Consider the following 22,577-nt stretch of genomic DNA (forward strand, 5'->3'; position numbering starts at 1 on the left):
CCCTACAGCTTGATCTCGATGTCGACGCCAGCCGGCAGGTCGAGGCGCATGAGCGAGTCGACCGTCTTCGGGGTCGGGTCGATGATGTCGATCAGCCGCTTGTGTGTGCGCATCTCGAAGTGCTCGCGCGAGTCCTTGTACTTGTGCGGCGAGCGGATAACGCAGAAACGGTTGATCTCCGTGGGCAGCGGCACCGGGCCCGCGACCTGCGCCCCGGTGCGCGTCACCGTCTCGACGATCTTCCGAGCCGAGGAGTCGACGACCTCGTGGTCATAGGCCTTGAGCCGGATGCGGATCTTCTGTCCCGCCATGGTGGCTTCTGTTCCTTCTCTCGATGCCGCTGTGTTGCGGGCGCCTGTACCGGCTGGCACAGGCCCACTTCGCCGACCCCCGCGGTCGGGCGTGTCGCGCCCTCGGGCCGGGCTCCGCCCCGTGGTTCCGGAGTGGTGCTGACCGCGCGGTGGGTCAAGGCGCCGATCGCATTACCGCGACCTGAACGCCGTGCGAGGGTGGTTGGCGACTGGGCCGCCAACCACCCCACGCTCGACTGTCTCGCCACCCGGAGGTTCAGCGAAAGCCGAACACAGGCGACGAACTGTCGTTACGCAACCTGACTAGTATGCCGCACGACCGGCGGCGGGTCTAATCGGGGTTACCTAGCTCACTTGATGATCTTGGTGACGAACCCGGCGCCGACGGTGCGGCCACCCTCGCGGATCGCGAACTTGAGGTTGTCCTCCATGGCGATGGGCTGGATCAGCTTCACCGACATGGTGGTGTTGTCACCCGGCATGACCATCTCGGTGCCCTCGGGGAGGGTGACGACACCGGTGACGTCCGTGGTCCGGAAGTAGAACTGCGGACGGTAGTTCTGGAAGAACGGGGTGTGCCGGCCGCCCTCCTCCTTGGAGAGGATGTAGACCGTCGCCTCGAACTCCGTGTGCGGGGTCGTGGTGCCCGGCTTGACGACCACCATGCCGCGCTCGACGTCCTCGCGCTTGATGCCACGCAGCAGCAGACCGACGTTCTCGCCCGCGCGGGCCTCGTCGAGCAGCTTGCGGAACATCTCGATGCCGGTGCAGACCGTCTTCTGCGACTTCTCGCGGATACCGACGATCTCCACCTCCTCGTTCGGCTTGAGGATGCCGCGCTCGGCGCGACCCGTGACGACGGTGCCACGACCGGTGATCGTGAAGACGTCCTCGATCGGCATGAGGAACGGCCGCTCGGTCTCACGCTCCGGCTGCGGGATCGCGGTGTCGACCGCGGTCATCAGGTCCAGGAGCTTGCCGGTCCACTCGGGGTCACCCTCGAGGGCCTTCAGCGCCGAAACCCGAACGACCGGCAGGTCGTCACCCGGGTACTCCTGCGAGGAGAGCAGCTCACGGACCTCGAGCTCGACGAGCTCCAGGAGCTCCTCGTCGTCGACCATGTCGCTCTTGTTGAGCGCCACGACGATGTACGGCACGCCAACCTGACGCGCGAGCAGCACGTGCTCACGGGTCTGCGGCATCGGGCCGTCGGTCGCCGCGACCACCAGGATCGCGCCATCCATCTGCGCGGCACCGGTGATCATGTTCTTGATGTAGTCCGCGTGGCCGGGGCAGTCGACGTGCGCGTAGTGCCGCGCCTCGGTCTGGTACTCGACGTGCGCGATCGAGATCGTGATACCGCGGGCCTTCTCCTCCGGCGCCTTGTCGATCTCGTCGAACGGCGTGTAGGGGTTCAGGTCGGGGTACTGGTCGTGCAGGACCTTGGTGATGGCCGCCGTCAGCGTCGTCTTACCGTGGTCGATGTGACCAATGGTGCCGATGTTGACGTGCGGCTTAGTCCGCTCGAACTTCGCCTTCGCCACTGGTGTCCTCCTGTGGACTTCTTGGTTCGTACGCCCGGCGCGCCGGTCGGCGCTTAGGACTCTGTCGACAGCCTTTCCGGCCTGACGGCCGGAGAGCTTTTGTGGGTTCTGCGGCGATGAAGCCTACAGGCCCGGTCTCACGCGATCCGATCGTGGTGGTCGCGGGTGGGTGAAACCACCCGCGACCGACCACGAATCACCTGCTCAGGGGACGTTACTCGCCCGTCGCCTTGGCGATGATCTCCTTCGCCACGCTCTGCGGAACCTCGGCGTAGGAGTCGAACTGCATGCTGTAGCTAGCCCGGCCCTGGGTCTTCGACCGCAGGTCGCCGACGTAGCCGAACATCTCCGACAACGGCACCAGAGCCCTCACGATGCGGGCGCCGCTGCGCTCCTCCATCGCCTGGATGATGCCGCGGCGGGAGTTGAGGTCGCCGATGACGTCACCCATGTTCTCCTCAGGAGTGGTGACCTCAACGGCCATCATCGGCTCGAGCAGTGCGGGGTCGGCCTTGCGGGCCGCGTCCTTCATCACCATCGAGCCGGCGATCTTGAATGCCATTTCCGACGAGTCGACCTCGTGGTACTGGCCGTCCAGCAGGGTCAGCTTCACACCGACCAGCGGGAAGCCGGCCAGGATGCCGTACTGCATGGCGTCCTGGGCGCCGGCGTCCACCGACGGGATGAACTCCCGCGGGATGCGGCCACCGCTGACGGCGTTGGCGAACTCGTAGGTCGGCGAGTCGTTGTCCAGCGGAAGCGGCTCGACGCTCACGATGACGCGGGCGTACTGGCCGGAACCACCGGTCTGCTTCTTGTGGGTGTACTCGACCTTGTCCACCTTGCGGCGGATGGTCTCGCGGTACGCCACCTGGGGCTTGCCGACGTTGGCCTCGACGTTGAACTCGCGGCGCATCCGGTCGACCAGGATGTCCAGGTGCAGCTCACCCATGCCGGAGATGACCGTCTGACCGGTCTCCTCGTCCAGCTGGACGCGGAAGGTCGGGTCCTCCTCGGCCAGGCGCTGAATCGCCGTACCCAGCTTCTCCTGGTCGGACTTGGTCTTCGGCTCGATCGCCACCGAGATGACCGGCTCCGGGAAGGTCATCGACTCCAGGATGACCGGGTTCGCCGGGTCGGAGAGCGTGTCGCCGGTGGTGGTCTGCTTCAGACCCTGAACGGCGATGATGTCGCCGGCCTGCGCCGACGGACGCTCTTCACGCTTGTTGGCGTGCATCTGGTAGATCTTGCCGATCCGCTCCTTGCGGTCCTTGGTGGAGTTGACCACCTGGGATCCGGAATCGAGCGTGCCGGAGTAGACCCGGACGTAGGTGAGCTTGCCCAGGTGCTTGTCCGTCTGGATCTTGAAGGCCAGGCCGGAGAAGGGCTCCGAGTTGGACGGCTTGCGCAGCAGCGGGGTCTCGCCGTCGGTGGCCGTACCCTCGATCGCCGGAACGTCCAGCGGCGACGGCAGGAAGTCGACCACGGCGTCGAGCATGGGCTGGACGCCCTTGTTCTTGAACGCCGAGCCGCACAGCACCGGGTTGGCCTTGCCGGCGATGGTGGCACGCCGGATGGCGGCCTTGATCTCCTCGACGGAGACCTCCTCGCCTTCCAGGTACTTCTCCATCACCGAGTCGTCGACGTCGGCGAGGGTCTCCATCAGCTTCTCGCGCCACTCGGCCGCGGAGTCGGCCAGCTCGGCCGGGATCTCCTCGATCGCGTAGTCCTCACCCTTCTGGGTCTCCCCGCGCCAGGTGAGAGCGCGCATGCCGACCAGGTCGACGACACCGATGTGGTCGCCCTCGAGCCCGATCGGGATCTGGAGCACCAGCGGGGTGGCGTTCAGCCGGTCGATCATCATCTGCACGCAGCGGAAGAAGTCGGCGCCGGTCCGGTCGAGCTTGTTGACGAAGCACATCCGCGGGACGTTGTACTTGTCGGCCTGCCGCCAGACGTTCTCGGTCTGCGGCTCCACGCCGGCGACACCGTCGTAGACCGCGACCGCACCATCCAGCACACGCAGCGACCGCTCGACCTCGACCGTGAAGTCGACGTGGCCAGGCGTGTCGATGATCTGGATCGTGTGGCCCTTCCACTCACACTTGGTAGCAGCGGAGGTGATGGTGATACCACGCTCCTGCTCCTGCTCCATCCAGTCCATGACGGCAGCGCCCTCGTGGACCTCACCGATCTTGTACGTGATGCCGGTGTAGAACAGGATTCGCTCGGTGGTCGTGGTCTTACCGGCATCGATGTGCGCCATGATGCCGATGTTGCGTACGTTGGCGAGCGCGTCTGCGGCGGCCACTTCAATCCCTACTTATCGTCGTCTCGACTCAACTGGTGGCGGTTCCGGCGCCCGGTGGGGCGCCGGAACCAGGGTGTTACCAGCGGTAGTGCGCGAAGGCCTTGTTGGACTCGGCCATCTTGTGCGTGTCCTCGCGCCGCTTGACGGCGGCACCGAGGCCGTTGCTCGCGTCCAGCAGCTCGTTCATCAGCCGCTCGACCATGGTCTTCTCGCGACGGGCGCGGGAGTAGGTGACCAGCCAGCGCAGGCCCAGGGTGGTCGCCCGGGTGGGGCGGACCTCGACCGGAACCTGGTAGGTGGCGCCACCGACACGACGGCTGCGCACCTCGAGGGTCGGCTTGACGTTGTCCATCGCCCGCTTGAGGGTGACGACCGGGTCGGTGCCGGACTTCTCGCGGCAGCCCTCGAGGGCCGCGTACACGATCGACTCGGCGAGCTGACGCTTGCCGCGGAGCAGGATCTTGTTCACCAGCTGGGTGACCAGCGGCGAGTTGTACACCGGGTCAGCGACCAGTGGCCGCCGCGGAGCGGGTCCTTTACGCGGCATGTCAGCTCTTCTCCTTCTTCGCGCCGTAACGGCTGCGCGCCTGCTTGCGGTTGCGGACACCCTGGGTGTCCAGCGAGCCGCGGACGATCTTGTAACGCACGCCGGGGAGGTCCTTCACCCGGCCGCCGCGAACGAGCACGATCGAGTGCTCCTGCAGGTTGTGACCGACGCCCGGGATGTAGGCGGTCACCTCGATCTGGCTGCTGAGCTTCACACGAGCGACCTTGCGCAGCGCGGAGTTCGGCTTCTTCGGAGTGGTGGTGTACACGCGGGTGCACACGCCGCGCCGCTGGGGGGACCCCTTGAGCGCCGGGGTCTTGGTCTTGGTCGTCTTGGCCTGACGGCCCTTTCGGACCAGCTGCTGGATGGTGGGCACCGGGTTTCTCCGCTCCCTTCGGCCGCTGCACGCGGCCGCGCCGTCTGCTCGTTAGCCGGCCTGATGACCGGCTCTCCTACATTCCGACCAGGGTCACCTTGCGGAGGCCCCGGCACCCGCGGTCGGGCGTGTCGCCTAACTCACGGTCCCGGTGCGGACGCTTTCGCAGGCGTACCGGGTTTCTGTCACCGGCACGCGGATCGCCCCGCCCCGGATCTCTGGCTTGTCGTGCCGCCGTCCGGAATCCGGATCCAGCGCACGCACGAGTTGCCCGGGCACGCCCGGGCACAAGGGGAAAGAGTACCTACCACAGCCGCCCAGGTCAAAACGGAATGGGTCGGCGACTGTCTCACACTCGCCGGCCGGATCTCGTCCCGCCTCGTCGCCCGCGATGGGCACCTACGGACACAAGTGTACCGGCTTCCCCGCCGGACCACCCGTCGCCCCCGGGCAGGCACCGCAGACTCGGTGCGCGGCCTCACGTCAGGGTGATCAGCAACGCCAGACCCAGACCCAGCAGGCTGAGCAGCGCACCCGCCGCGCCGCAGCTGATGCCCGCCACCGCCAGCCCGCGCCCGGTGAACCGTACCGCCGACGGCGCGGCCGGCCGGCTGATCTGCCGCCGGCCCAGCAGACCGATGACGATCGCCGCCACCCCCGCCAGGACCCCCAGCACGGTGAAGGCGCCGGACGCCCAGACGCCCCCGTCGTTGCCGAAAGCCACCCCGAAACAGATCACCAGGAGCGAGACCAGGATCGACGCGATACCCGCCACCAACGCCCCGGTCGCCAGTCCGGAGGTGACCGGCGGCACATCCAGGTGCACCACGCCGAACGGCGTCCCCGGCACCGCCTCCACCCGCTTCGGCGGCCGCCGCTGGTCGTCGCTGGGCGGAGGCACCGGTCGGGCGGGAGCCACACCCCACCCGGGCGACTGGCCCTGCGCCGGCTGACCCCAACCCCCGGGCGCACCAGGCGCCGACGGCGGCTGACCCCAGCCGGTCGGCGTACCGACCCCCGACGGCGGATGCCCCCAACCCCCGGGCGCACCAGGCCCGGACGGCTGATCCCACCCCGCCGGCGCACCAGGGCCCGACGGCTGCTGACCCCAGCCCGGCGGCGCGGCAGGCCCGGACGGCTGCTGACCCCAGCCCACCGGCGCGGCGTGCCCGGACGGCTGACTCCAGCCCGTCGGCGCACCAGGGACCGACGGTGGCTGACCCCATGCCTGCGGCAGCGGCGCCCCGGAAGCGGGATGGGGCTGGCCGTGCCCGGGTGGATAGACCCCGCCCCACTCGGCAGTGGGCGGACCCCACGCGGGCGCGGGCGGCGCACCCCAACCCGACGGCGGCGTACCCGTATCGGGAACGTCGGCGGGTGGGGCGGGCTGCCCGTCCTGATCGGGTTGCGCCCGGTCGTTCGGTGCGGAGGGGGCCGGGCTCGCGGCCGGCGCGTCAGGATGCCCCGCCGGCTCATCCGCCGGGGGCCGCGCCGGTTCCGTCACGAGGTCCTCCTGTCGACAGGGCCGCCAATCGCCGCGCGGCGGACACCGGCCAGGCTACCGCCGCAAGCGGCGCCGTTCGCGCTGGGCGTGGCCGGTGGAACGGTCAGTCCATGTTCGCCGGGTAGTCGTGGCCCAACGGCGTGCCAGCCACCCGAACCACCCCGATCACCACGGCGACGACCACGCTCACCGCGACCAGCACGAGGCCGGTCCAGGCCAACCGCTCCCCCCGCCGCAGCCAGACGCCGCCGGTCAGGAAACCCCCTGAGGCGTACGCCTCCCGGCGGGCCTGGCGGGCCAGTTGCAGCGCGATCGTCGCCGGCACCACCCCGCCGATGAACAGCCCGGTCAGCATGCCCAGCAGCCCCAGCGCGAACACCGCGCGCGCCTTCGTGGCACGGGCCGGGTCCGGATCCAGCGGGTGGCGCAGGCCCTGGGACGCGACGGACACCTGTCCGGGTGCGGTCGTCATGCCTCCATCATGCCCAACCCGGTCGACGGGCGGGTCGGTCCGGACACGACGAGGCCCCCGGCAGGTGCCGGGGGCCTCGTCGGTGTTCAGTGCTTAGCGGTACGACCCGAAGTCGAAGTCGTCCAGCGGCACAGCCTGCCCGCTGGCCGGCCCGAACCCGTAGTCGGTCTCCGGGTAACCGGTCATCGAGTAGACCTTGGCCTTGGCCTCCTCGGTCGGCTCGACCCGGACGTTGCGGTACTTGCTGATGCCCGTACCGGCCGGGATGAGCTTACCGATGATCACGTTCTCCTTGAGGCCGACCAGCGAGTCGCTGCGCGAGTTGATCGCAGCGTCGGTCAGCACCCGGGTGGTCTCCTGGAAGGAGGCCGCGGAGAGCCAGGAGTCGGTGGCCAGCGAGGCCTTGGTGATACCCATCAGCACCGGACGGCCGGCGGCGGGCTCGCCACCCTCCGACACGAGTCGGCGGTTCTCCGACTCGAACAGCGCCCGGTCGACGAGCACACCCGGCAGGAACTCGGTCGAGCCGGAGTCGATGACCGTCACCCGCTTGAGCATCTGGCGGATGATGATCTCGATGTGCTTGTCGTGGATGAGCACACCCTGCGAGCGGTAGACCTCCTGGACCTCACTGGTCAGGTGGACCTGGACCGCCCGCGGACCCATGATCCGCAGCAGCTCGTGCGGGTCGATGGTGCCCTCGGTCAGCTTCTCGCCAACCGCGACGTGACCGCCGTCGTGGGTCCGGAGCTTGACGCGCTTCGAGATCTTGTCGTACACGATCTCGTCGCTGCCGTCGTCCGGCACCACGATGATCTTCCGCGAGCGCTCGCCGTCCTCGATCCGGATCCGACCCGGGGTGTCGGCGATGGGCGCCTTACCCTTCGGGACCCGAGCCTCGAAGATTTCCTGGACACGCGGCAGACCCTGGGTGATGTCCTCACCCGCGACACCACCGGTGTGGAAGGTACGCATCGTCAGCTGCGTGCCCGGCTCACCGATGGACTGGGCGGCGATGATGCCGACAGCCTCACCGATGTCGACCGACTTGCCGGTCGGCAGCGAACGGCCGTAGCAGGCCGCGCAGACGCCCAGCTTCGACTCGCAGGTCAGCACGCTGCGCACCCGGACCGTCTCCACGCCAGCGGCGACGATCTTGTCGACCCCGATGGAGTTGATGTCCTGGCCGCGCTCGGCCACCACGGTGCCGTCCGGCCCCTTGATGTCGTCGGCGAGGGTCCGGGCGTGCACGCTGGTCTCGGCGTGGGTGTGGACGACGAGCTTGCCGTCCAGCTTCTCGCCGATCTGCATCGGGATCGCCCGGTCGGTGCCGCAGTCCTCCTCGCGGATGATCACGTCCTGGGAGACGTCCACCAGACGACGGGTCAGGTAACCCGAGTCGGCGGTCCGCAGGGCGGTGTCCGCGAGGCCCTTACGGGCACCGTGCGTGGAGATGAAGTACTCCAGCACGGACAGACCCTCCCGGTAGCTGGCCTTGATCGGCCGCGGGATGATCTCGCCCTTGGGGTTGGCCACCAGACCACGGATCGCCGCGATCTGCCGGAGCTGGAGCAGGTTACCGCGGGCACCCGAGTTGATCATCACCCACAGGGGGTTCTCCTGCGGCAGCGCGGTGTCCATCTCCTTGGCGACCTCGTTGGTCGCCTTGGTCCAGATCTCGATGAGTTCGCCGCGACGCTCCTCGGCGGTCATCAGACCACGCTGGTACTGCTTGTCGATCCGGTCGGCTTCCTTCTCGTACTTCGCCAGGATCTCCGCCTTGCGCGGCGGAGCGATGACGTCCTCCATGCCGATCGTCACGCCGGACCAGGTGGCCCAGTGGAAACCGGCCTCCTTGAGCCCGTCCAGGGTGGCGGCCAGCGCCACCTTGGGGAAGCGCTCGGCGAGGTCGTTGACGATCGCGGAGAGCTGACCCTTGCGGATCTCGTAGTTCACGAAGCGGTAGCCCTGCGGCAGCGTCTCGTTGAACAGCACCCGGCCCAGGGTGGTCTCCACGGTCAGCGGGTCACCCTCGACCCAGCCCTCCGGGGCGGTCCACGCCTCGGCGCCGGTGCCGTTGTCAACACCGATCACGCCGCGCAGCCGGATCCGCACCGGCGCCTGCAGGCCCAGCTCACCGTTGTCGAAGGCCATCTGCGCCTCGGCGTCCGAGCTGAACACCCGGCCCTCGCCCTTCTCACCGGGGGTGAGGTGGGTGAGGTGGTAGAGACCGATGACCATGTCCTGCGTGGGCATGGTGACCGGCTTGCCGTCGGCCGGCTTGAGGATGTTGTTCGACGACAGCATCAGGATCCGCGCCTCGGCCTGGGCCTCGGCGGACAGCGGCACGTGCACCGCCATCTGGTCACCGTCGAAGTCGGCGTTGAACGCGGTGCAGACCAGCGGGTGGATCTGGATCGCCTTGCCCTCGACCAGCTGCGGCTCGAAGGCCTGGATGCCCAGGCGGTGCAGGGTCGGCGCCCGGTTGAGCAGCACCGGGTGCTCGCCGATGACCTCTTCCAGCACGTCCCACACGACCGGGCGCTGACGCTCGACCATCCGCTTGGCGGACTTGATGTTCTGCGCGTGGTTGAGGTCCACCAGCCGCTTCATCACGAAGGGCTTGAACAGCTCCAGCGCCATCTGCTTGGGCAGACCACACTGGTGCAGCTTGAGCTTCGGGCCGACCACGATGACCGAACGGCCCGAGTAGTCGACGCGCTTGCCCAGCAGGTTCTGGCGGAACCGGCCCTGCTTGCCCTTGAGCATGTCGGACAGCGACTTGAGCGGGCGGTTACCCGGGCCGGTGACCGGCCGGCCGCGACGGCCGTTGTCGAACAGCGCGTCGACGGCCTCCTGGAGCATCCGCTTCTCGTTGTTGACGATGATCTCGGGTGCGCCGAGGTCGATCAGCCGCTTGAGGCGGTTGTTCCGGTTGATCACACGCCGGTACAGGTCGTTGAGGTCCGAGGTCGCGAAGCGGCCACCGTCGAGCTGCACCATCGGGCGCAGGTCCGGCGGGATGACCGGGACGCAGTCCAGCACCATGCCGAGCGGCGAGTTGCGGGTGTTCAGGAACGCCGCCACGACCTTGAGCCGCTTGAGCGCCCGGATCTTCCGCTGGCCCTTGCCGGACCGGATGGTCTCCCGCAGGCTCTCGGCCTCGGCGTCGAGGTCCATGTTCTGGACCAGCGCCTTGATCGCCTCCGCGCCCATGGAACCGGTGAAGTACTCACCGAACCGGTCGCGCAGCTCGCGGTAGAGCAGCTCGTCGGTGACCAGCTGCTTCGGCTCCAGCTTGCGGAAGGTGTCCAGCACCTCGTCCAGGCGGTCGATCTCGCGCTGGGCCCGGTCGCGGATCTGGCGCATCTCGCGCTCTCCGCCCTCCTTGACCTTGCGCCGGACGTCCGCCTTGGCACCCTCGGCCTCCAGCTCGGCCAGGTCGGCCTCGAGCTTGGCGGCCCGCTTCTCGATCTCCGAGTCGCGGCTGTTCTCGGACTGCCGCTTCTCGGCCAGGATCTCGTTCTCGATCGTCGAGAGGTCACGGTGACGCGACTCGGCGTCCACGCTCGTCACGACGTACGAGGCGAAGTAGATGATCTTTTCGAGGTCCTTGGGGGCGAGGTCCAGCAGGTAGCCCAGCCGACTCGGAACGCCCTTGAAGTACCAGATGTGGGTCACCGGAGCGGCGAGCTCGATGTGCCCCATCCGCTCACGACGGACCTTGGAGCGAGTCACCTCGACGCCGCAGCGCTCACAGATGATGCCCTTGAACCGGACGCGCTTGTACTTACCGCAGTAGCACTCCCAGTCCCGCTGCGGACCGAAGATCTTCTCGCAGAAGAGTCCGTCCTTCTCCGGCTTCAGGGTGCGGTAGTTGATCGTCTCAGGCTTCTTGACCTCGCCGTGCGACCACTGACGGATGTCGTCGGCGGTGGCGAGACCAATGCGCAGCTCGTCGAAGAAGTTGACGTCGAGCACTCTGTCCCCTATGTCGTCGTCTGTACTGCTAATTCTCGGGTGGGGTCGGGGGCCGGCGAGCCGGCCCCCGACCGCTCACCTCAGACCTCTTCGACCGAGCTCGGCTCGCGCCGGGACAGGTCGATGCCCAGCTCCTCGGCGGCCCGGAACACCTCGTCGTCGGTCTCACGCATTTCCAGGGCCACACCGTCGCTGGAGAGCACCTCAACGTTGAGGCACAGCGACTGCAGCTCCTTGAGCAGCACCTTGAACGACTCCGGGATGCCCGGCTCCGGGATGTTCTCGCCCTTGACGATTGCCTCGTAGACCTTCACGCGGCCGAGCACGTCGTCGGACTTGATCGTGAGCAGCTCCTGCAGGGCGTAGGCAGCGCCGTACGCCTGCATCGCCCAGCACTCCATCTCACCGAAGCGCTGACCACCGAACTGCGCCTTACCACCCAGCGGCTGCTGCGTGATCATCGAGTACGGTCCGGTCGAACGAGCGTGGATCTTGTCGTCGACCAGGTGGTTGAGCTTCAGGATGTAGACGTAGCCGACCGCGATCGGGTCGGGCAGCGGCTCGCCGGAACGACCGTCGAACAGCTGCGCCTTGCCGGTACGCCCGATCAGCTGCTTGCCGTCCCGGTTGGGCAGGGTCGACTCGAGCAGACCGGAGATCTCCTCCTCGCGGGCACCGTCGAAGACCGGGGTGGCCACGTTGGTGTCACCCTCGGACTCGTGCGCGTCGATCGAGCGGAGCTGACGCTTCCATTCGGCGTCGTCACCCTCGACCTTCCACCCGGTCTTGGCGACCCAACCGAGGTGGGTCTCCAGCACCTGGCCGATGTTCATCCGGCTCGGCACGCCGAGCGGGTTGAGCACGATGTCGACCGGGGTGCCGTCCTCAAGGAACGGCATGTCCTCGATCGGCAGGATCTTCGAGATGACACCCTTGTTGCCGTGCCGGCCGGCGAGCTTGTCGCCGTCCTGGATCTTGCGCTTCTGGGCGACGTAGACCCGGACCAGCTCGTTGACACCCGGCGGCAACTCGTCGCCGTCCTCGCGGGAGAACGTGCGCACACCGATGACCGTGCCGGTCTCGCCGTGCGGCACCTTCAGCGAGGTGTCCCGAACCTCACGCGCCTTCTCACCGAAGATCGCGCGGAGCAGCCGCTCCTCCGGGGTCAGCTCGGTCTCGCCCTTGGGCGTGACCTTGCCGACCAGGATGTCGCCGGGGACGACCTCGGCGCCGATCCGGATGATGCCGCGCTCGTCGAGGTCAGCGAGCATTTCCTCGCTGACGTTCGGGATGTCGCGGGTGATCTCCTCCGGACCGAGCTTGGTGTCCCGGGCGTCGACCTCGTGCTCCTCGATGTGGATCGAGGTGAGCACGTCCTGCTGCACGAGGCGCTGCGACAGGATGATCGCGTCCTCGTAGTTGTGGCCCTCCCAGCACATGAACGCCACCAGCAGGTTGCGTCCGAGCGCCATCTCGCCCTCGTCGGTGCACGGACCGTCGGCAATGACCTGACCGGCCTCGACGCGGTCGCCCTCGAAGACCACCGGCTTCTGGTTGACGCAGGAGCCGGCGTTGGAGCGGCGGAACTTGTGCAGCAGGTACGTCCGGCGGTGGCCGTCATCCTGGTGGATGGTGACGTAGTCGGCGCAGAGATCCTCGATCACACCGCCGACCTCGGCGACAACCACGTCGCCGGCGTCGACAGCGGCCCGGTACTCCATGCCCGTACCCACGAGCGGCGCCTCGGCCTTGACCAGCGGCACCGCCTGGCGCTGCATGTTCGCGCCCATCAGTGCCCGGTTGGCGTCGTCGTGCTCGAGGAACGGGATCATGGCGGTCGCGACCGAGGTCATCTGCCGGGGCGAGACGTCCATGTAGTCGACGGCACCGGGGACGACGTCCTCGGTCTCGCCGCCCTTACGACGGCAGAGCACCCGCTCCTCGGCGAACGTGCCGTCCGCCTTCAGACGCGCGTTGGCCTGGGCCTTGACGAACCGGTCCTCCTCGTCCGCGGTCAGGTAGTCGATCTGGTCGGTGACCCGACCCTCGACGACCTTCCGGTACGGCGTCTCGATGAAGCCGAACGGGTTGACCCGGGCGAAGGTGGACAGCGCGCCGATCAGGCCGATGTTCGGGCCTTCCGGCGTCTCGATCGGGCACATCCGGCCGTAGTGGGACGGGTGCACGTCGCGGACCTCGAAGCCGGCCCGCTCCCGGGACAGACCACCCGGGCCGAGCGCGCTCAGCCGACGCCGGTGGGTCAGGCCCGCCAGCGGGTTGGTCTGGTCCATGAACTGGGACAGCTGCGACGTACCGAAGAACTCCTTGATCGCCGCCACCACCGGGCGGATGTTGATCAGGGTCTGCGGGGTGATCGCCTCGACGTCCTGCGTGGTCATCCGCTCGCGGACGACCCGCTCCATGCGGGAGAGGCCGACCCGAACCTGGTTCTGGATCAGCTCACCCACGGTGCGCAGACGACGGTTGCCGAAGTGGTCGATGTCGTCGGCCTCGTAGCCGTCCTCACCGGCGTGCAGCCGGCACAGGTACTCCACGGTGGCGACGATGTCGTCCTCGGTCAGCGTGCCGGTGGTGATCGGCACGTCGACTTCGAGCTTCTTGTTGAACTTGTAGCGCCCGACCTTGGCGACGTCGTACCTCTTCGGGTTGAAGAAGAGGTTGTCGAGCAGGGTCTGGGCGTTCTCGCGCGTCGGCGGCTCGCCAGGGCGCAGCTTGCGGTAGATGTCGAGCAGGGCCTCGTCGGCGCCGGCGATGTGGTCCTTCTCGAGCGTGGTCATCATCAGCTCGGACCAGCCGAACCGCTCACGGATCCGCTCGGCCGACCATCCGATGGCCTTGAGCAGGACCGTGACGGCCTGCCGACGCTTGCGGTCGATGCGAACGCCGACCGTGTCGCGCTTGTCGATGTCGAACTCCAGCCAGGCACCCCGACTCGGGATGACCTTGACGCTGGAGAGGTCGCGGTCGGAGGTCTTGTCCGGCTGCTTGTCGAAGTACACGCCCGGGGACCGGACGAGCTGGCTGACCACGACGCGCTCGGTGCCGTTGATGACGAAGGTGCCCTTGGGCGTCATCATCGGGAAGTCACCCATGAACACCGTCTGGCTCTTGATCTCGCCAGTGGTGTTGTTGGTGAACTCCGCGGTCACGAAGAGCGGAGCGCAGTAGGTCAGGTCCTTCTCCTTGCACTCCTCGATCGAGGCCTTGACCTCGTCGAAGCGCGGCGCCGAGAAGGAAAGTGACATGGTGCCGGAGAAGTCCTCAATGGGACTGATCTCTTCAAGGATCTCCGCGAGACCCGAGCGTGCGTGCGGGTCGTCCGCCGACCGGCCCTGCCAAGCCTCGTTGCCGACGAGCCAGTCGAAGGACTCGTTCTGGATGGCAAGGAGGTTGGGGACCTCGAGGTGTTCGGTGATCCTGCCGAATGAAACTCGGCGGGGAGCGAATGCGCTCGACGTACGACTGGTCTTCGCAGGGCGGGAAGCTGCCAAGATGCGTCCTTCCGAGGACCGGTGCTGCAGAACGGCTGGTACGCGTGCACTCCAATGACCCCACCAGAAATATCCGTAAACGGACATTTCCGAGCAGGGGTCAAGTCGGAAGGCAGCGCAAACTAGCAGTGTAGCCGAGAGGCTAACCGCTGTCCAGCCCACCCCGCAGGTCGTTCGCGGAACGCGCCTCGGCCCCCGTAAACCGGGGTCTGCCGGGCCGCTCAGAACGCAACGTCCCCACTGGGCCGCTCGGGTTGCCGCGGCCGTTGGTGCCGCCGCTGTCATTACCCACGTCGTGGCCGTCGCAAGCGCGGTGTCTTGCTGGTGTTCAGCGTGCCTGGCAGCCCGGGGCCGCGTCAAGGGCCGGTATCCGGGTCGTCGGTTCTTTCCCACCTGGGGGCGACCGGATCGGCTCGTCCGGTGGTCGCACATCGACCATCGACGCCCAGCTCAGGACGGTTGTCGCCCGATCCACGAAACACGGCGGGCAGCGATCCGTGTCGGATCACCGCCCGCCGCGACGCGATCGTGTCCCGGCTCACTGAGCCGGGCACGCGCAGGTGGAACGTCAGGTCACTTGAGGGTGACCTTGGCGCCCTCACCCTCGAGCTTCGCCTTCGCCTTCTCGGCGGTCTCCTTGTTGACCTTCTCCAGGATGGCCTTCGGCGCGGACTCGACCGCGTCCTTGGCCTCCTTGAGGCCCAGGCCGGTCAGCTCACGCACGACCTTGATGACCTGGATCTTCTTGCCACCGTCAGCCTCGAGGACGACGTCGAACTCGTCCTTCTCCGGCTCGGCCTCGGCGGCGGCCGGAGCGCCACCGGCGGCGGCAACCGCGACCGGAGCCGCGGCGGTGACCTCGAAGGTGTCCTCGAACTGCTTCACGAACTCGGAGAGCTCGATCAGCGTCATCTCCTTGAACGCGTCGAGCAGCTCGTCGGTGCTGAGCTTCGCCATATCTGGCGTCCTTTCTAAAGGTTGTCTAAGAACGTGGGTGCGCCGCGCGGCCTCAGGCCGCCTCGGCGCCCTCCTGCTCGCGCTTCTTGTCCGCCAGGGCGGCCGCCGCACGGGCGGCCTTGGAGAGCGGAGCCTGGAACAGGGCCGCGGCCTTGCTCAGGTTGCCCTTCATCGCGCCGGCCAGCTTGGCCAGCAGCACCTCGCGGGACTCCAGGTCGGCGAGCTTCGTGACCTCGGCCGCGGAAATGGCCCTGCCCTCGAAGACACCGCCCTTGATGACGAGCTTCGGGTTGGCCTTCGCGAAGTCGCGAAGCCCCTTCGCCGCCTCGACGACGTCGCCCGAAACGAAAGTCAGCGCGGTAGGACCGGTGAACAGCTCGTCGAGGCCGTTGATACCCGCGTCCGTCGCGGCACGCTTCGCCAGCGTGTTCTTCGCGACCGTGTAGCTGGTCTCGGCGCCGAGCGAGCGCCGCAGCTGGGTGAGCTGGGAAACCGTCAGACCGCGGTACTCGGTCAGCACGGTGGCGCCCGCATTGCGGAAGCTCTCGGTCAGCTCAGCGACGGCCGTGGCCTTGTCGGCCCGGATCGGCTTGTCCGCCATGTCCCTCCTCTCTCGTTACTCGAGGCTGGTCCCCGAAACGGCCGAAGCCGGAGCGGGGGCGGAGGCAGCACGACAACGAAAAGCCCCGGCGCAGGGCGCACGGGGCGAGGGCCGGCGGATCGTCACGGTCGGCGGACCATGCTCACTGCCGAGTTACGCTTGCCGCCCTACGCGGGTCGCCCGTTGTCGCGGGACCTTCGACCGTGCCGGAGCACGGTGACCAGCGGTCTCTGGGTGGTTCCTCATCCATGGAAACACGGATGACTGTTGAAGAGTACGCGCCCCCACTACGAGCGCCAAATCGCCCCCGGTGAGCCCGCTCACACCGACCGTGGCTGGTCAGCCCTGGGCCCGCCGCCGCCACAGGTAGCCGACCGTGACTGCCGCACTCCACGCCACTGCCCAGAGCGTGAGCCCGAGCAGGGTCAGGGCGGCGGCGTCACCCGCGGTCGTCCGCGCGGTGGCCATGATCGGCGGCACCAACCAGGGCGCCACCGAACCGCGCAGGCCGAGCGCCACCGCGCCGACACCGCCGAGGGCCAGCACCGCCACGCCGTACGCGGCGCCGCCCACCGACGCCCGGCTGGCCAGCGCGCCCAGGGCAACAGCCGCGGGTACGGCCAGCAGATGCGCCCACAGTCCCAGCGCGATGCCGACCGGCACCGACCGGTCCCCCGGCTCGACCGGGCCGGTGACCCCGCCCACCAACCAGGGGAAGAGCAGCGCGACCGCCACCGCGACCAGTGCCGCCACGCCGGCCGCCAGGAGCCCGGCCAGGCGCTCCCGGGCCACCCCGACAGTCACCTGGGCAAGCCGGCGCTGCACGTCCGGCTCGATGTCCAGAAGGATCCTGGTCTGCCAGGCGAGCACCGGGAAGAGCACCACGGCCGAGACGCCGTACGCCTCCGCCGGCTGGGACCGGCCACCGCCGTAGAGCGTGCCGAGCACGACGAGACCCGCGAGCAGGGGCGCCAACGCCCGACCCGTCCGCAGGAAACCGGCCAGCCGCATCCGCACCAGGGCGGTCACCGGGCCTCCCCCGCCGCCTGCTCGACCGCGTCCGCGCCCTCGGGCTGGTCGAGAGCCGGTTCGCCCGTCGGCCGCAGCGGTGCGGCAGCGGGTCGGGCCTGTGGTGCGGTGATGGAGGTGTCGGCGCGTACGCGAAGAATCTGGTGGCCCTCGGCGCGCAACCGGGCGACGGTGCTGGCGACCCGCGCGGCCGGCACCGCTACCTCGACCACCGCGACGGCCTCCTCGCCGGTCGGCGCGGTCTCCTCGGTCAGCACGCCTGCGGCCACCGACCAGCGGCGCGCGGCCGGCAGCCGGACCGTCTCCCCGCGGTGGTCGCTGACCAGGACCGTGCCGCCGTCGGCCAGCACCTCGTCGATCAGCTCGGGAACCAGCTCGCGGGTCGTGGCGTCGAGACCCTCCCACGGCTCGTCGAGCACCAGCAGGCCGGGTCGTCGCAGCATGGCCTGGGCGAGACCCACCTTCTGCGCGGTGCCCTTGGACAGCTCCGGAAGCCGCACCGAGCTGAACGCGTCCAGGCCGAGCCGCTGCGTCCAGGTGGTCACCGCCTTGTCGGCGGCCGACGATCCCAACCCGGCCACGCGGGCCATGCCGGTCAGGTAGCCCGAGACGGTGAAGGGCTGGTCGGCCGGAAAGCGTTCCGGCACCCAGCCCACCCGGGCCGGCCGGTCGACGACCCGGCCCCGACCCGGCCGCAGCACCCCGGCGGCCACCTGGAGCAGCGTCGACTTGCCCACCCCGTTGCGGCCCAGGACGACCGCGACCTCACCCGGACCGATCCGCACGTCCACGTCCCGCAGCACCCACGGACCACGCCTGTGGTACCGCAACCAGACGTTCTCCAGCCGCATGCGGTCGAGCTTGCCACACCACAGACGCGCCGGGGCGCCGCCACGATCGTGGCGGCGCCCCGGTACGAGCGAGCTTGTCGGCTCAGGCCTCGGCCTGGTCCTCACGGAGGTTCTTCACCAGGTTCGGGTCGACCGGAACACCCGGGCCCATGGTGGTGGTGAGGATGACCTTGCGGAGGTACTTGCCCTTGGCCGCGGACGGCTTGGCACGCAGCACCTCGTCGAGCACCGCCGCGTAGTTGTCCACCAGCTGGGTCTCCGTGAAGGAGGCCTTGCCGATGATCAGGTGCAGGTTGGAGTGCTTGTCCACCCGGAAGGTGATCTTGCCGCCCTTGATGTCCTGCACCGCCTTGGTGACGTCCATGGTCACCGTGCCGGTCTTCGGGTTCGGCATGAGACCGCGCGGGCCCAGGATCCGCGCGATCCGGCCGATCTTGGCCATCTGGTCCGGCGTGGCGATCGCCGCGTCGAAGTCGAGCCAACCACCCTGGATGCGGGCGACCAGCTCGTCGGTGCCCACCTCGTCCGCACCCGCCGCGGCGGCCTCTTCGGCCTTCGCGCCACCGGCGAACACGATCACGCGGGCGGTCTTACCGGTGCCGTGCGGCAGGTTGACCGTGCCGCGGACCATCTGGTCCGCCTTGCGGGGGTCGACGCCGAGGCGCATGGCGACCTCGACCGTGGCGTCGAACTTGACGTTGGTGGTCTCCTTGGCCAGCTTCACGGCCTCGGAGGGGGTGTAGAGCTTCGACCGGTCGATGACGTCGGCGGCCTTGCGGTAGCTCTTGCTGCGCTGCATTGCTGATTACTCCTGTGGTCTCTGGCGGGCCGCTCGGCGCGGGCCCTCCCACGGTCGGGTCGTCGGCGAGGCCGAACGTCAGTCGCTGACGGTGATGCCCATCGACCGGGCGGTGCCGGCGATGATCTTCTCGGCCTGGTCCAGGTCGTTGGCGTTGAGGTCGGCCATCTTCTTCTCGGCGATCTCACGCAGCTGGGCGCGGCTCACCGAGCCGACCTTCTCGGCCTGCGGGACGCCCGAGCCCTTCTGCACACCGGCGGCCTTGATCAGCAGCCGGGCGGCAGGCGGGGTCTTCAGCACGAAGCTGAAGGACCGGTCCTCGAACACGCTGATCTCAGCGGGGACGATGTCGCCCCGCTGGGACTCGGTCTGCGCGTTGTAGGACTTGCAGAACTCCATGATGTTCACGCCGTGCTGGCCGAGCGCGGGGCCGACCGGCGGCGCCGGCGTGGCCTGGCCCGCCGGCAGCTGAAGCGTGAACGTCTTGACGAGCTTCTTCTTCGGAGGCATGTCACTTCCTGGGGCTTGGAGCTGGGAAAATGCGGCCGTCGCCGCCCTCGGGACGCGCACGGTCAGCGCGGTGCGACAGCGGCGACGTTCAAGAGTAGCGCAGGCCGCAGCCCGCTCGTCCGCCGAGGTCGAGCGGGAGGGCGTACGCCGACGTCGGCGGCGGGCCGGGCCCGCCGCCGACGACCGGTCAGATCTTGGCGACCTGGTTGAAGTTGAGCTCCACCGGGGTCTCCCGACCGAAGATCGACACCAGCACCTTGAGCTTCTGCTGGTCGGCGTTGATCTCGCTGATCGTTGCCGGCAGCGACGCGAACGCGCCGTCGGTGACGGTGACCGAGTCGCCGACCTCGAAGTCGAGGACCTTGATCTCCGGCTTGGCCTTCTTCTGCTCGGTCTCGACCGCCGGCGCCAGCCACTTCAGCACCTCGTCGAGGGAGAGCGGCGCCGGCCGGTCGGCCCGGTCGGTCGCGCCCACGAAGCCGGTCACACCCGGGGTGTTGCGGACACACGAGTAGGACTCGGCGGTCAGCTCCATCCGGACGAGGATGTAGCCCGGGAAGACCTTGGCCTGGATCTGCGAACGCTTACCGTTCTTGACCTCGACCTCTTCCCGGGTCGGCACCTCGACCTGGTAGATGAAGTCCTCCATGTCGAGGCTCGTGATCCGGGTCTCGAGGTTGGTCTTCACCTTGTTCTCGTAACCGGCGTACGAGTGCACCACGTACCAGTCACCCGGGGCGTAGCGCAGCTTCTGCCGCAGCTCGGCGACCGGGTCGTACTCCTCGTCCGGCGCAGGCTCGGTGGTGGGGAACTCCGGCTCGCTGGCGGCCTCAACCGACTCGTCACCAGCCGCCGTCGCGACCGTGGACTGCTCGTCCACCGGTCCGGCGGTCTCGTCGTACTCAGGCACGCTCGCTCACTTCCGTCACTATCGGCTGGAGACAGCCGGTCAGTCCGAGTTGCCGAAGACGAACAACACGACCTTGGCGAAGCCGTAGTCCAGCACGCCCACGATCGTCAGCATCACCGCGACGAACGTGACCACCACGGCGGTGTACGTCAGCAACTCCTTGCGGGTCGGCCAGATGACCTTACGCAGTTCGGCAACGACCTCGCGGAAAAACCGGGCGATGCGGCCGAACACGCCCACCCGACCGGTTTCCGACCTCGTGGTCGGCCGGCTGTCCGCCGATTCCGCCCGGGCGCGGGACCGCGTCGCGGTGCCTCCCCGGGAAACCGGCTCGTCCGCGCCGGAGGCGTCGTCGTCGGCTACGTCGTCGACGATCTCGTCGTCGAGACGATCGTCGCCGGCGTCCTCGCCGCGCCGCTTGTTGTCGGCCACTTCGCCCTCCGTCGCGGAATCTCGGGTCGCACGCCGGGCGGCGTACGCGGCGCTGGTCACGCCGGCCGGGCCAAACCGTCCCGCGACGGGCCGCGGCCGGTGGATCAACCGGGGGCCCCGAATGCCTCGGAACCACCCCGCCGATGCCACCACCACGGGCCGGACGCCGCCTTGTCGGCGGCGCGACCCACGGGAACGGTCAGGCCTGAGGCGCAGGGGTGACAGGACTTGAACCTGCAGCCTGCGGTTTTGGAGACCGCTGCTCTGCCAATTGAGCTACACCCCTGTGCGGCAACACTCGCCCCACGCGGTCACAGACGACCGTGCAGGGGTCACTTGCCCCACGGCGGACCAGTGTACGGGTAGGCACCCGACTTTCCCAACCGGTCTCCCCGCCACGCGTGGCGGACCCGGTTCAGCGTGCGGTCCGGATGGTCGCCCGGGCCTGCGAGAGCACCTTGTCCCCCAGACAGGTCGCCGTCACATCGAGGCGGGTGAGGCCGTCCTCGGTCACCTCACGGATCCGCGCGGTCACCTCGATCTCGGTCCCCTGGTCGTCGTCCGGAACCGCCACCGGCCGGGTGAACCGCACCCCGTACTCGACCACCGCGTCGGGCGCCCCGGCCCACTCGGCGACCGCCCGGCCGACCAGGGCCATCGTGAACATGCCGTGCGCGATCACCCCGGGCAGTCCCACCTTCGTGGCGACCCGGTCGCTCCAGTGGATCGGGTTGAAGTCACCCGAGGCGCCGGCGTAGCGGACCAGGTCCGCCCGGGTCACCCGGAACGTCTTGGCTGGCAGTTCCATCTCAGCCCTCCCCGCGGATGACGTACCGCGCCCAGACGGCGACCACCGGTTCCCCGGCGACAGTGCTCACGTCGGTGCGGGTGGTCAGGAAGCCGTGCCCGCCCCGGTTGCTGACGTCCTCGATGGTGTTGGTGCAGACCAGCTCGTCGCCCGCGACCACCGGCCGGGTGTACGCGAACCGCTGGTCGCCGTGCACCAGCCGGCTGTAGTCCACACCCAGGGCCGGGTCCTCGATGATCTGGCGGCTCGCCGCCATGGTGACGATCACCGGGAAGGTCGGCGGGGCGACCACGTCCGGGTGGCCCAGCGCCTGCGCCGCCACCGGGTCGTGGTGGGCCGCGTCGGTGGCGCCGATGGCCGTGGCGAACTCACGGATCTTTTCTCGGCCCACCTGGTAGGGGGCGGTCGGCGGATACGTCCGGCCGACGAAGGAAGGGTCCAGAGACATGCCGCGAACCTACACGGAAAGCACAATCGCCGATCTGGTCGGCAGGCAGCGGCTGAGCCGCGCCGTACCGGTCAGATCGGCGATTGGAAAGGCCTCGTCAACGGCCGGCGTGTGCCGGCCGGAGATCAGCGGGTCTCGCGGTGAACCGTGTGCCGGCCGTCGCGCGGGCAGAACTTCTTCAGCTCGATGCGGTCGGGGTCGTTCCGGCGGTTCTTGCGCGTGATGTAGTTGCGCTCCTTGCACTCCACACACGCCAAAGTGATCTTCGGCCGGACATCGGTAGCCTTCGCCACGGCGGAGTGCCTTCCTCGCTAACGGAAACAACTACGACGCGTCAGCCTAGACGCTGACTGCGCGGACATGCAAAGTGGGCGCCAGTGGCGCCCATCTCAACGACCACCGGGAACGAGCCCGGAAGACGAGAGTAGCGGTGGCCGGACTTGAACCGGCGACACAGCGATTATGAGCCGCTTGCTCTGCCATCTGAGCTACACCGCCGCGGTGGGTCCAGCTGAACCCTCGAGCCCCCTTACGGAATCGAACCGTAGACCTTCTCCTTACCATGGAGACGCTCTGCCGACTGAGCTAAGGGGGCCTGCGCGATCTCCCCGTGGGGCGCGCAGAAGTAGAATACACGGCACCGGTCGGCAGGTGAAATCGGATCCCCAGCGCCC

At 68.6% G+C, this 22,577-nt stretch carries 20 protein-coding genes and 3 tRNA genes; all 23 read right to left on the reverse strand.

Features of this window, described 5'->3' with window-relative positions:
• Nucleotides 1-2: 2 nt before the first annotated feature.
• The 23 genes from rpsJ to B0E54_RS12175 all read right to left on the reverse strand — a co-directional run bounded on the left by rpsJ (nt 3) and on the right by B0E54_RS12175 (nt 22,498).
• Complete coding sequence (gene rpsJ, locus B0E54_RS12065) at nt 3-311, reverse strand: 30S ribosomal protein S10 (protein WP_007073037.1); 309 nt, start codon at nt 309-311, stop codon at nt 3-5.
• Between the two features lie 350 nt (nt 312-661).
• Nucleotides 662-1,855, reverse strand: a complete 1,194-nt coding sequence (tuf, locus tag B0E54_RS12070; protein WP_234583438.1) for an elongation factor Tu — start codon at nt 1,853-1,855, stop codon at nt 662-664.
• A gap of 214 nt (nt 1,856-2,069) precedes the next feature.
• Nucleotides 2,070-4,166, reverse strand: a complete 2,097-nt coding sequence (fusA, locus tag B0E54_RS12075) for an elongation factor G (RefSeq protein WP_308195352.1) — start codon at nt 4,164-4,166, stop codon at nt 2,070-2,072.
• Between the two features lie 76 nt (nt 4,167-4,242).
• Entirely contained in the window at nt 4,243-4,713 is a 471-nt protein-coding gene (rpsG, locus tag B0E54_RS12080) for a 30S ribosomal protein S7 (RefSeq protein WP_007465317.1), read from the reverse strand.
• A gap of 1 nt (nt 4,714) precedes the next feature.
• On the reverse strand, nt 4,715-5,089 hold the full coding sequence (gene rpsL / locus B0E54_RS12085; protein ID WP_007465318.1) for a 30S ribosomal protein S12: 375 nt from the start codon (nt 5,087-5,089) through the stop codon (nt 4,715-4,717).
• A gap of 478 nt (nt 5,090-5,567) precedes the next feature.
• Nucleotides 5,568-5,948: a hypothetical protein gene (locus B0E54_RS12090; protein WP_234583480.1), complete on the reverse strand. Its 381-nt coding sequence runs from the start codon at nt 5,946-5,948 to the stop codon at nt 5,568-5,570.
• A gap of 748 nt (nt 5,949-6,696) precedes the next feature.
• Nucleotides 6,697-7,065, reverse strand: coding sequence for a hypothetical protein (locus B0E54_RS12095; protein ID WP_234583439.1), 369 nt, complete (start codon nt 7,063-7,065; stop codon nt 6,697-6,699).
• Nucleotides 7,066-7,158: 93 nt separating this feature from the next.
• Nucleotides 7,159-11,046: a DNA-directed RNA polymerase subunit beta' gene (locus B0E54_RS12100; RefSeq protein ID WP_234583440.1), complete on the reverse strand. Its 3,888-nt coding sequence runs from the start codon at nt 11,044-11,046 to the stop codon at nt 7,159-7,161.
• A gap of 80 nt (nt 11,047-11,126) precedes the next feature.
• Entirely contained in the window at nt 11,127-14,558 is a 3,432-nt protein-coding gene (locus B0E54_RS12105; RefSeq protein ID WP_234583441.1) for a DNA-directed RNA polymerase subunit beta, read from the reverse strand.
• Nucleotides 14,559-15,131: 573 nt separating this feature from the next.
• Nucleotides 15,132-15,515 carry a 50S ribosomal protein L7/L12 gene (gene rplL / locus B0E54_RS12110; RefSeq protein ID WP_007465324.1) on the reverse strand — a complete coding sequence of 128 codons (384 nt, stop codon included), beginning with the start codon at nt 15,513-15,515 and terminating at the stop codon, nt 15,132-15,134.
• 52 nt (nt 15,516-15,567) lie between these two features.
• Complete coding sequence (gene rplJ, locus B0E54_RS12115) at nt 15,568-16,116, reverse strand: 50S ribosomal protein L10 (RefSeq protein ID WP_007465325.1); 549 nt, start codon at nt 16,114-16,116, stop codon at nt 15,568-15,570.
• Nucleotides 16,117-16,455: 339 nt separating this feature from the next.
• Nucleotides 16,456-17,145 carry a hypothetical protein gene (locus tag B0E54_RS12120; RefSeq protein ID WP_234583442.1) on the reverse strand — a complete coding sequence of 230 codons (690 nt, stop codon included), beginning with the start codon at nt 17,143-17,145 and terminating at the stop codon, nt 16,456-16,458.
• The gene (locus B0E54_RS12125) at nt 17,142-17,996 is read right to left on the reverse strand and encodes an ABC transporter ATP-binding protein (RefSeq protein WP_234583443.1); all 855 of its coding nucleotides are present in this window, start codon (nt 17,994-17,996) and stop codon (nt 17,142-17,144) included. Before B0E54_RS12125 ends, B0E54_RS12120 begins: the two co-directional genes overlap by 4 nt.
• A gap of 82 nt (nt 17,997-18,078) precedes the next feature.
• Nucleotides 18,079-18,795 carry a 50S ribosomal protein L1 gene (gene rplA / locus B0E54_RS12130; protein ID WP_234583444.1) on the reverse strand — a complete coding sequence of 239 codons (717 nt, stop codon included), beginning with the start codon at nt 18,793-18,795 and terminating at the stop codon, nt 18,079-18,081.
• A gap of 78 nt (nt 18,796-18,873) precedes the next feature.
• Entirely contained in the window at nt 18,874-19,305 is a 432-nt protein-coding gene (gene rplK / locus B0E54_RS12135) for a 50S ribosomal protein L11 (protein ID WP_007465329.1), read from the reverse strand.
• A gap of 187 nt (nt 19,306-19,492) precedes the next feature.
• Nucleotides 19,493-20,215: a transcription termination/antitermination protein NusG gene (gene nusG, locus B0E54_RS12140; RefSeq protein ID WP_234583445.1), complete on the reverse strand. Its 723-nt coding sequence runs from the start codon at nt 20,213-20,215 to the stop codon at nt 19,493-19,495.
• Nucleotides 20,216-20,254: 39 nt separating this feature from the next.
• Nucleotides 20,255-20,647, reverse strand: a complete 393-nt coding sequence (gene secE / locus B0E54_RS12145; RefSeq protein WP_234583446.1) for a preprotein translocase subunit SecE — start codon at nt 20,645-20,647, stop codon at nt 20,255-20,257.
• Between the two features lie 213 nt (nt 20,648-20,860).
• Nucleotides 20,861-20,933 (reverse strand) — tRNA-Trp (locus tag B0E54_RS12150).
• 129 nt (nt 20,934-21,062) lie between these two features.
• Nucleotides 21,063-21,455, reverse strand: coding sequence for a MaoC family dehydratase (locus B0E54_RS12155; RefSeq protein ID WP_234583447.1), 393 nt, complete (start codon nt 21,453-21,455; stop codon nt 21,063-21,065).
• 1 nt (nt 21,456) lies between these two features.
• Complete coding sequence (locus B0E54_RS12160; protein ID WP_007465337.1) at nt 21,457-21,903, reverse strand: MaoC family dehydratase N-terminal domain-containing protein; 447 nt, start codon at nt 21,901-21,903, stop codon at nt 21,457-21,459.
• Between the two features lie 125 nt (nt 21,904-22,028).
• Complete coding sequence (gene rpmG, locus B0E54_RS12165; protein ID WP_007073056.1) at nt 22,029-22,196, reverse strand: 50S ribosomal protein L33; 168 nt, start codon at nt 22,194-22,196, stop codon at nt 22,029-22,031.
• 132 nt (nt 22,197-22,328) lie between these two features.
• A tRNA-Met gene (locus tag B0E54_RS12170) sits at nt 22,329-22,401 on the reverse strand.
• 24 nt (nt 22,402-22,425) lie between these two features.
• Nucleotides 22,426-22,498 (reverse strand) — tRNA-Thr (locus B0E54_RS12175).
• Between the last annotated feature and the right edge of the window lie 79 nt (nt 22,499-22,577).

It is taken from the genome of Micromonospora sp. MH99 (assembly GCF_021442385.1).
Taxonomy (GTDB): Bacteria; Actinomycetota; Actinomycetes; order Mycobacteriales; family Micromonosporaceae; genus Micromonospora.

What these genes read in the sequence shown, in the direction of transcription:
- rplL (WP_007465324.1), bottom strand. Translation starts at nt 15,515, where the DNA reads ATGGCGAAGCTCAGCACCGACGAGCTGCTCGACGCGTTCAAGGAGATG.
- B0E54_RS12095 (WP_234583439.1), bottom strand. Translation starts at nt 7,065, where the DNA reads ATGACGACCGCACCCGGACAGGTGTCCGTCGCGTCCCAGGGCCTGCGC.
- B0E54_RS12155 (WP_234583447.1), bottom strand. Translation starts at nt 21,455, where the DNA reads ATGGAACTGCCAGCCAAGACGTTCCGGGTGACCCGGGCGGACCTGGTC.
- B0E54_RS12125 (WP_234583443.1), bottom strand. Translation starts at nt 17,996, where the DNA reads ATGCGGCTGGAGAACGTCTGGTTGCGGTACCACAGGCGTGGTCCGTGG.
- rplA (WP_234583444.1), bottom strand. Translation starts at nt 18,795, where the DNA reads ATGCAGCGCAGCAAGAGCTACCGCAAGGCCGCCGACGTCATCGACCGG.
- rplJ (WP_007465325.1), bottom strand. Translation starts at nt 16,116, where the DNA reads ATGGCGGACAAGCCGATCCGGGCCGACAAGGCCACGGCCGTCGCTGAG.
- rpsG (WP_007465317.1), bottom strand. Translation starts at nt 4,713, where the DNA reads ATGCCGCGTAAAGGACCCGCTCCGCGGCGGCCACTGGTCGCTGACCCG.
- B0E54_RS12160 (WP_007465337.1), bottom strand. Translation starts at nt 21,903, where the DNA reads ATGTCTCTGGACCCTTCCTTCGTCGGCCGGACGTATCCGCCGACCGCC.
- rplK (WP_007465329.1), bottom strand. Translation starts at nt 19,305, where the DNA reads ATGCCTCCGAAGAAGAAGCTCGTCAAGACGTTCACGCTTCAGCTGCCG.
- rpsJ (WP_007073037.1), bottom strand. Translation starts at nt 311, where the DNA reads ATGGCGGGACAGAAGATCCGCATCCGGCTCAAGGCCTATGACCACGAG.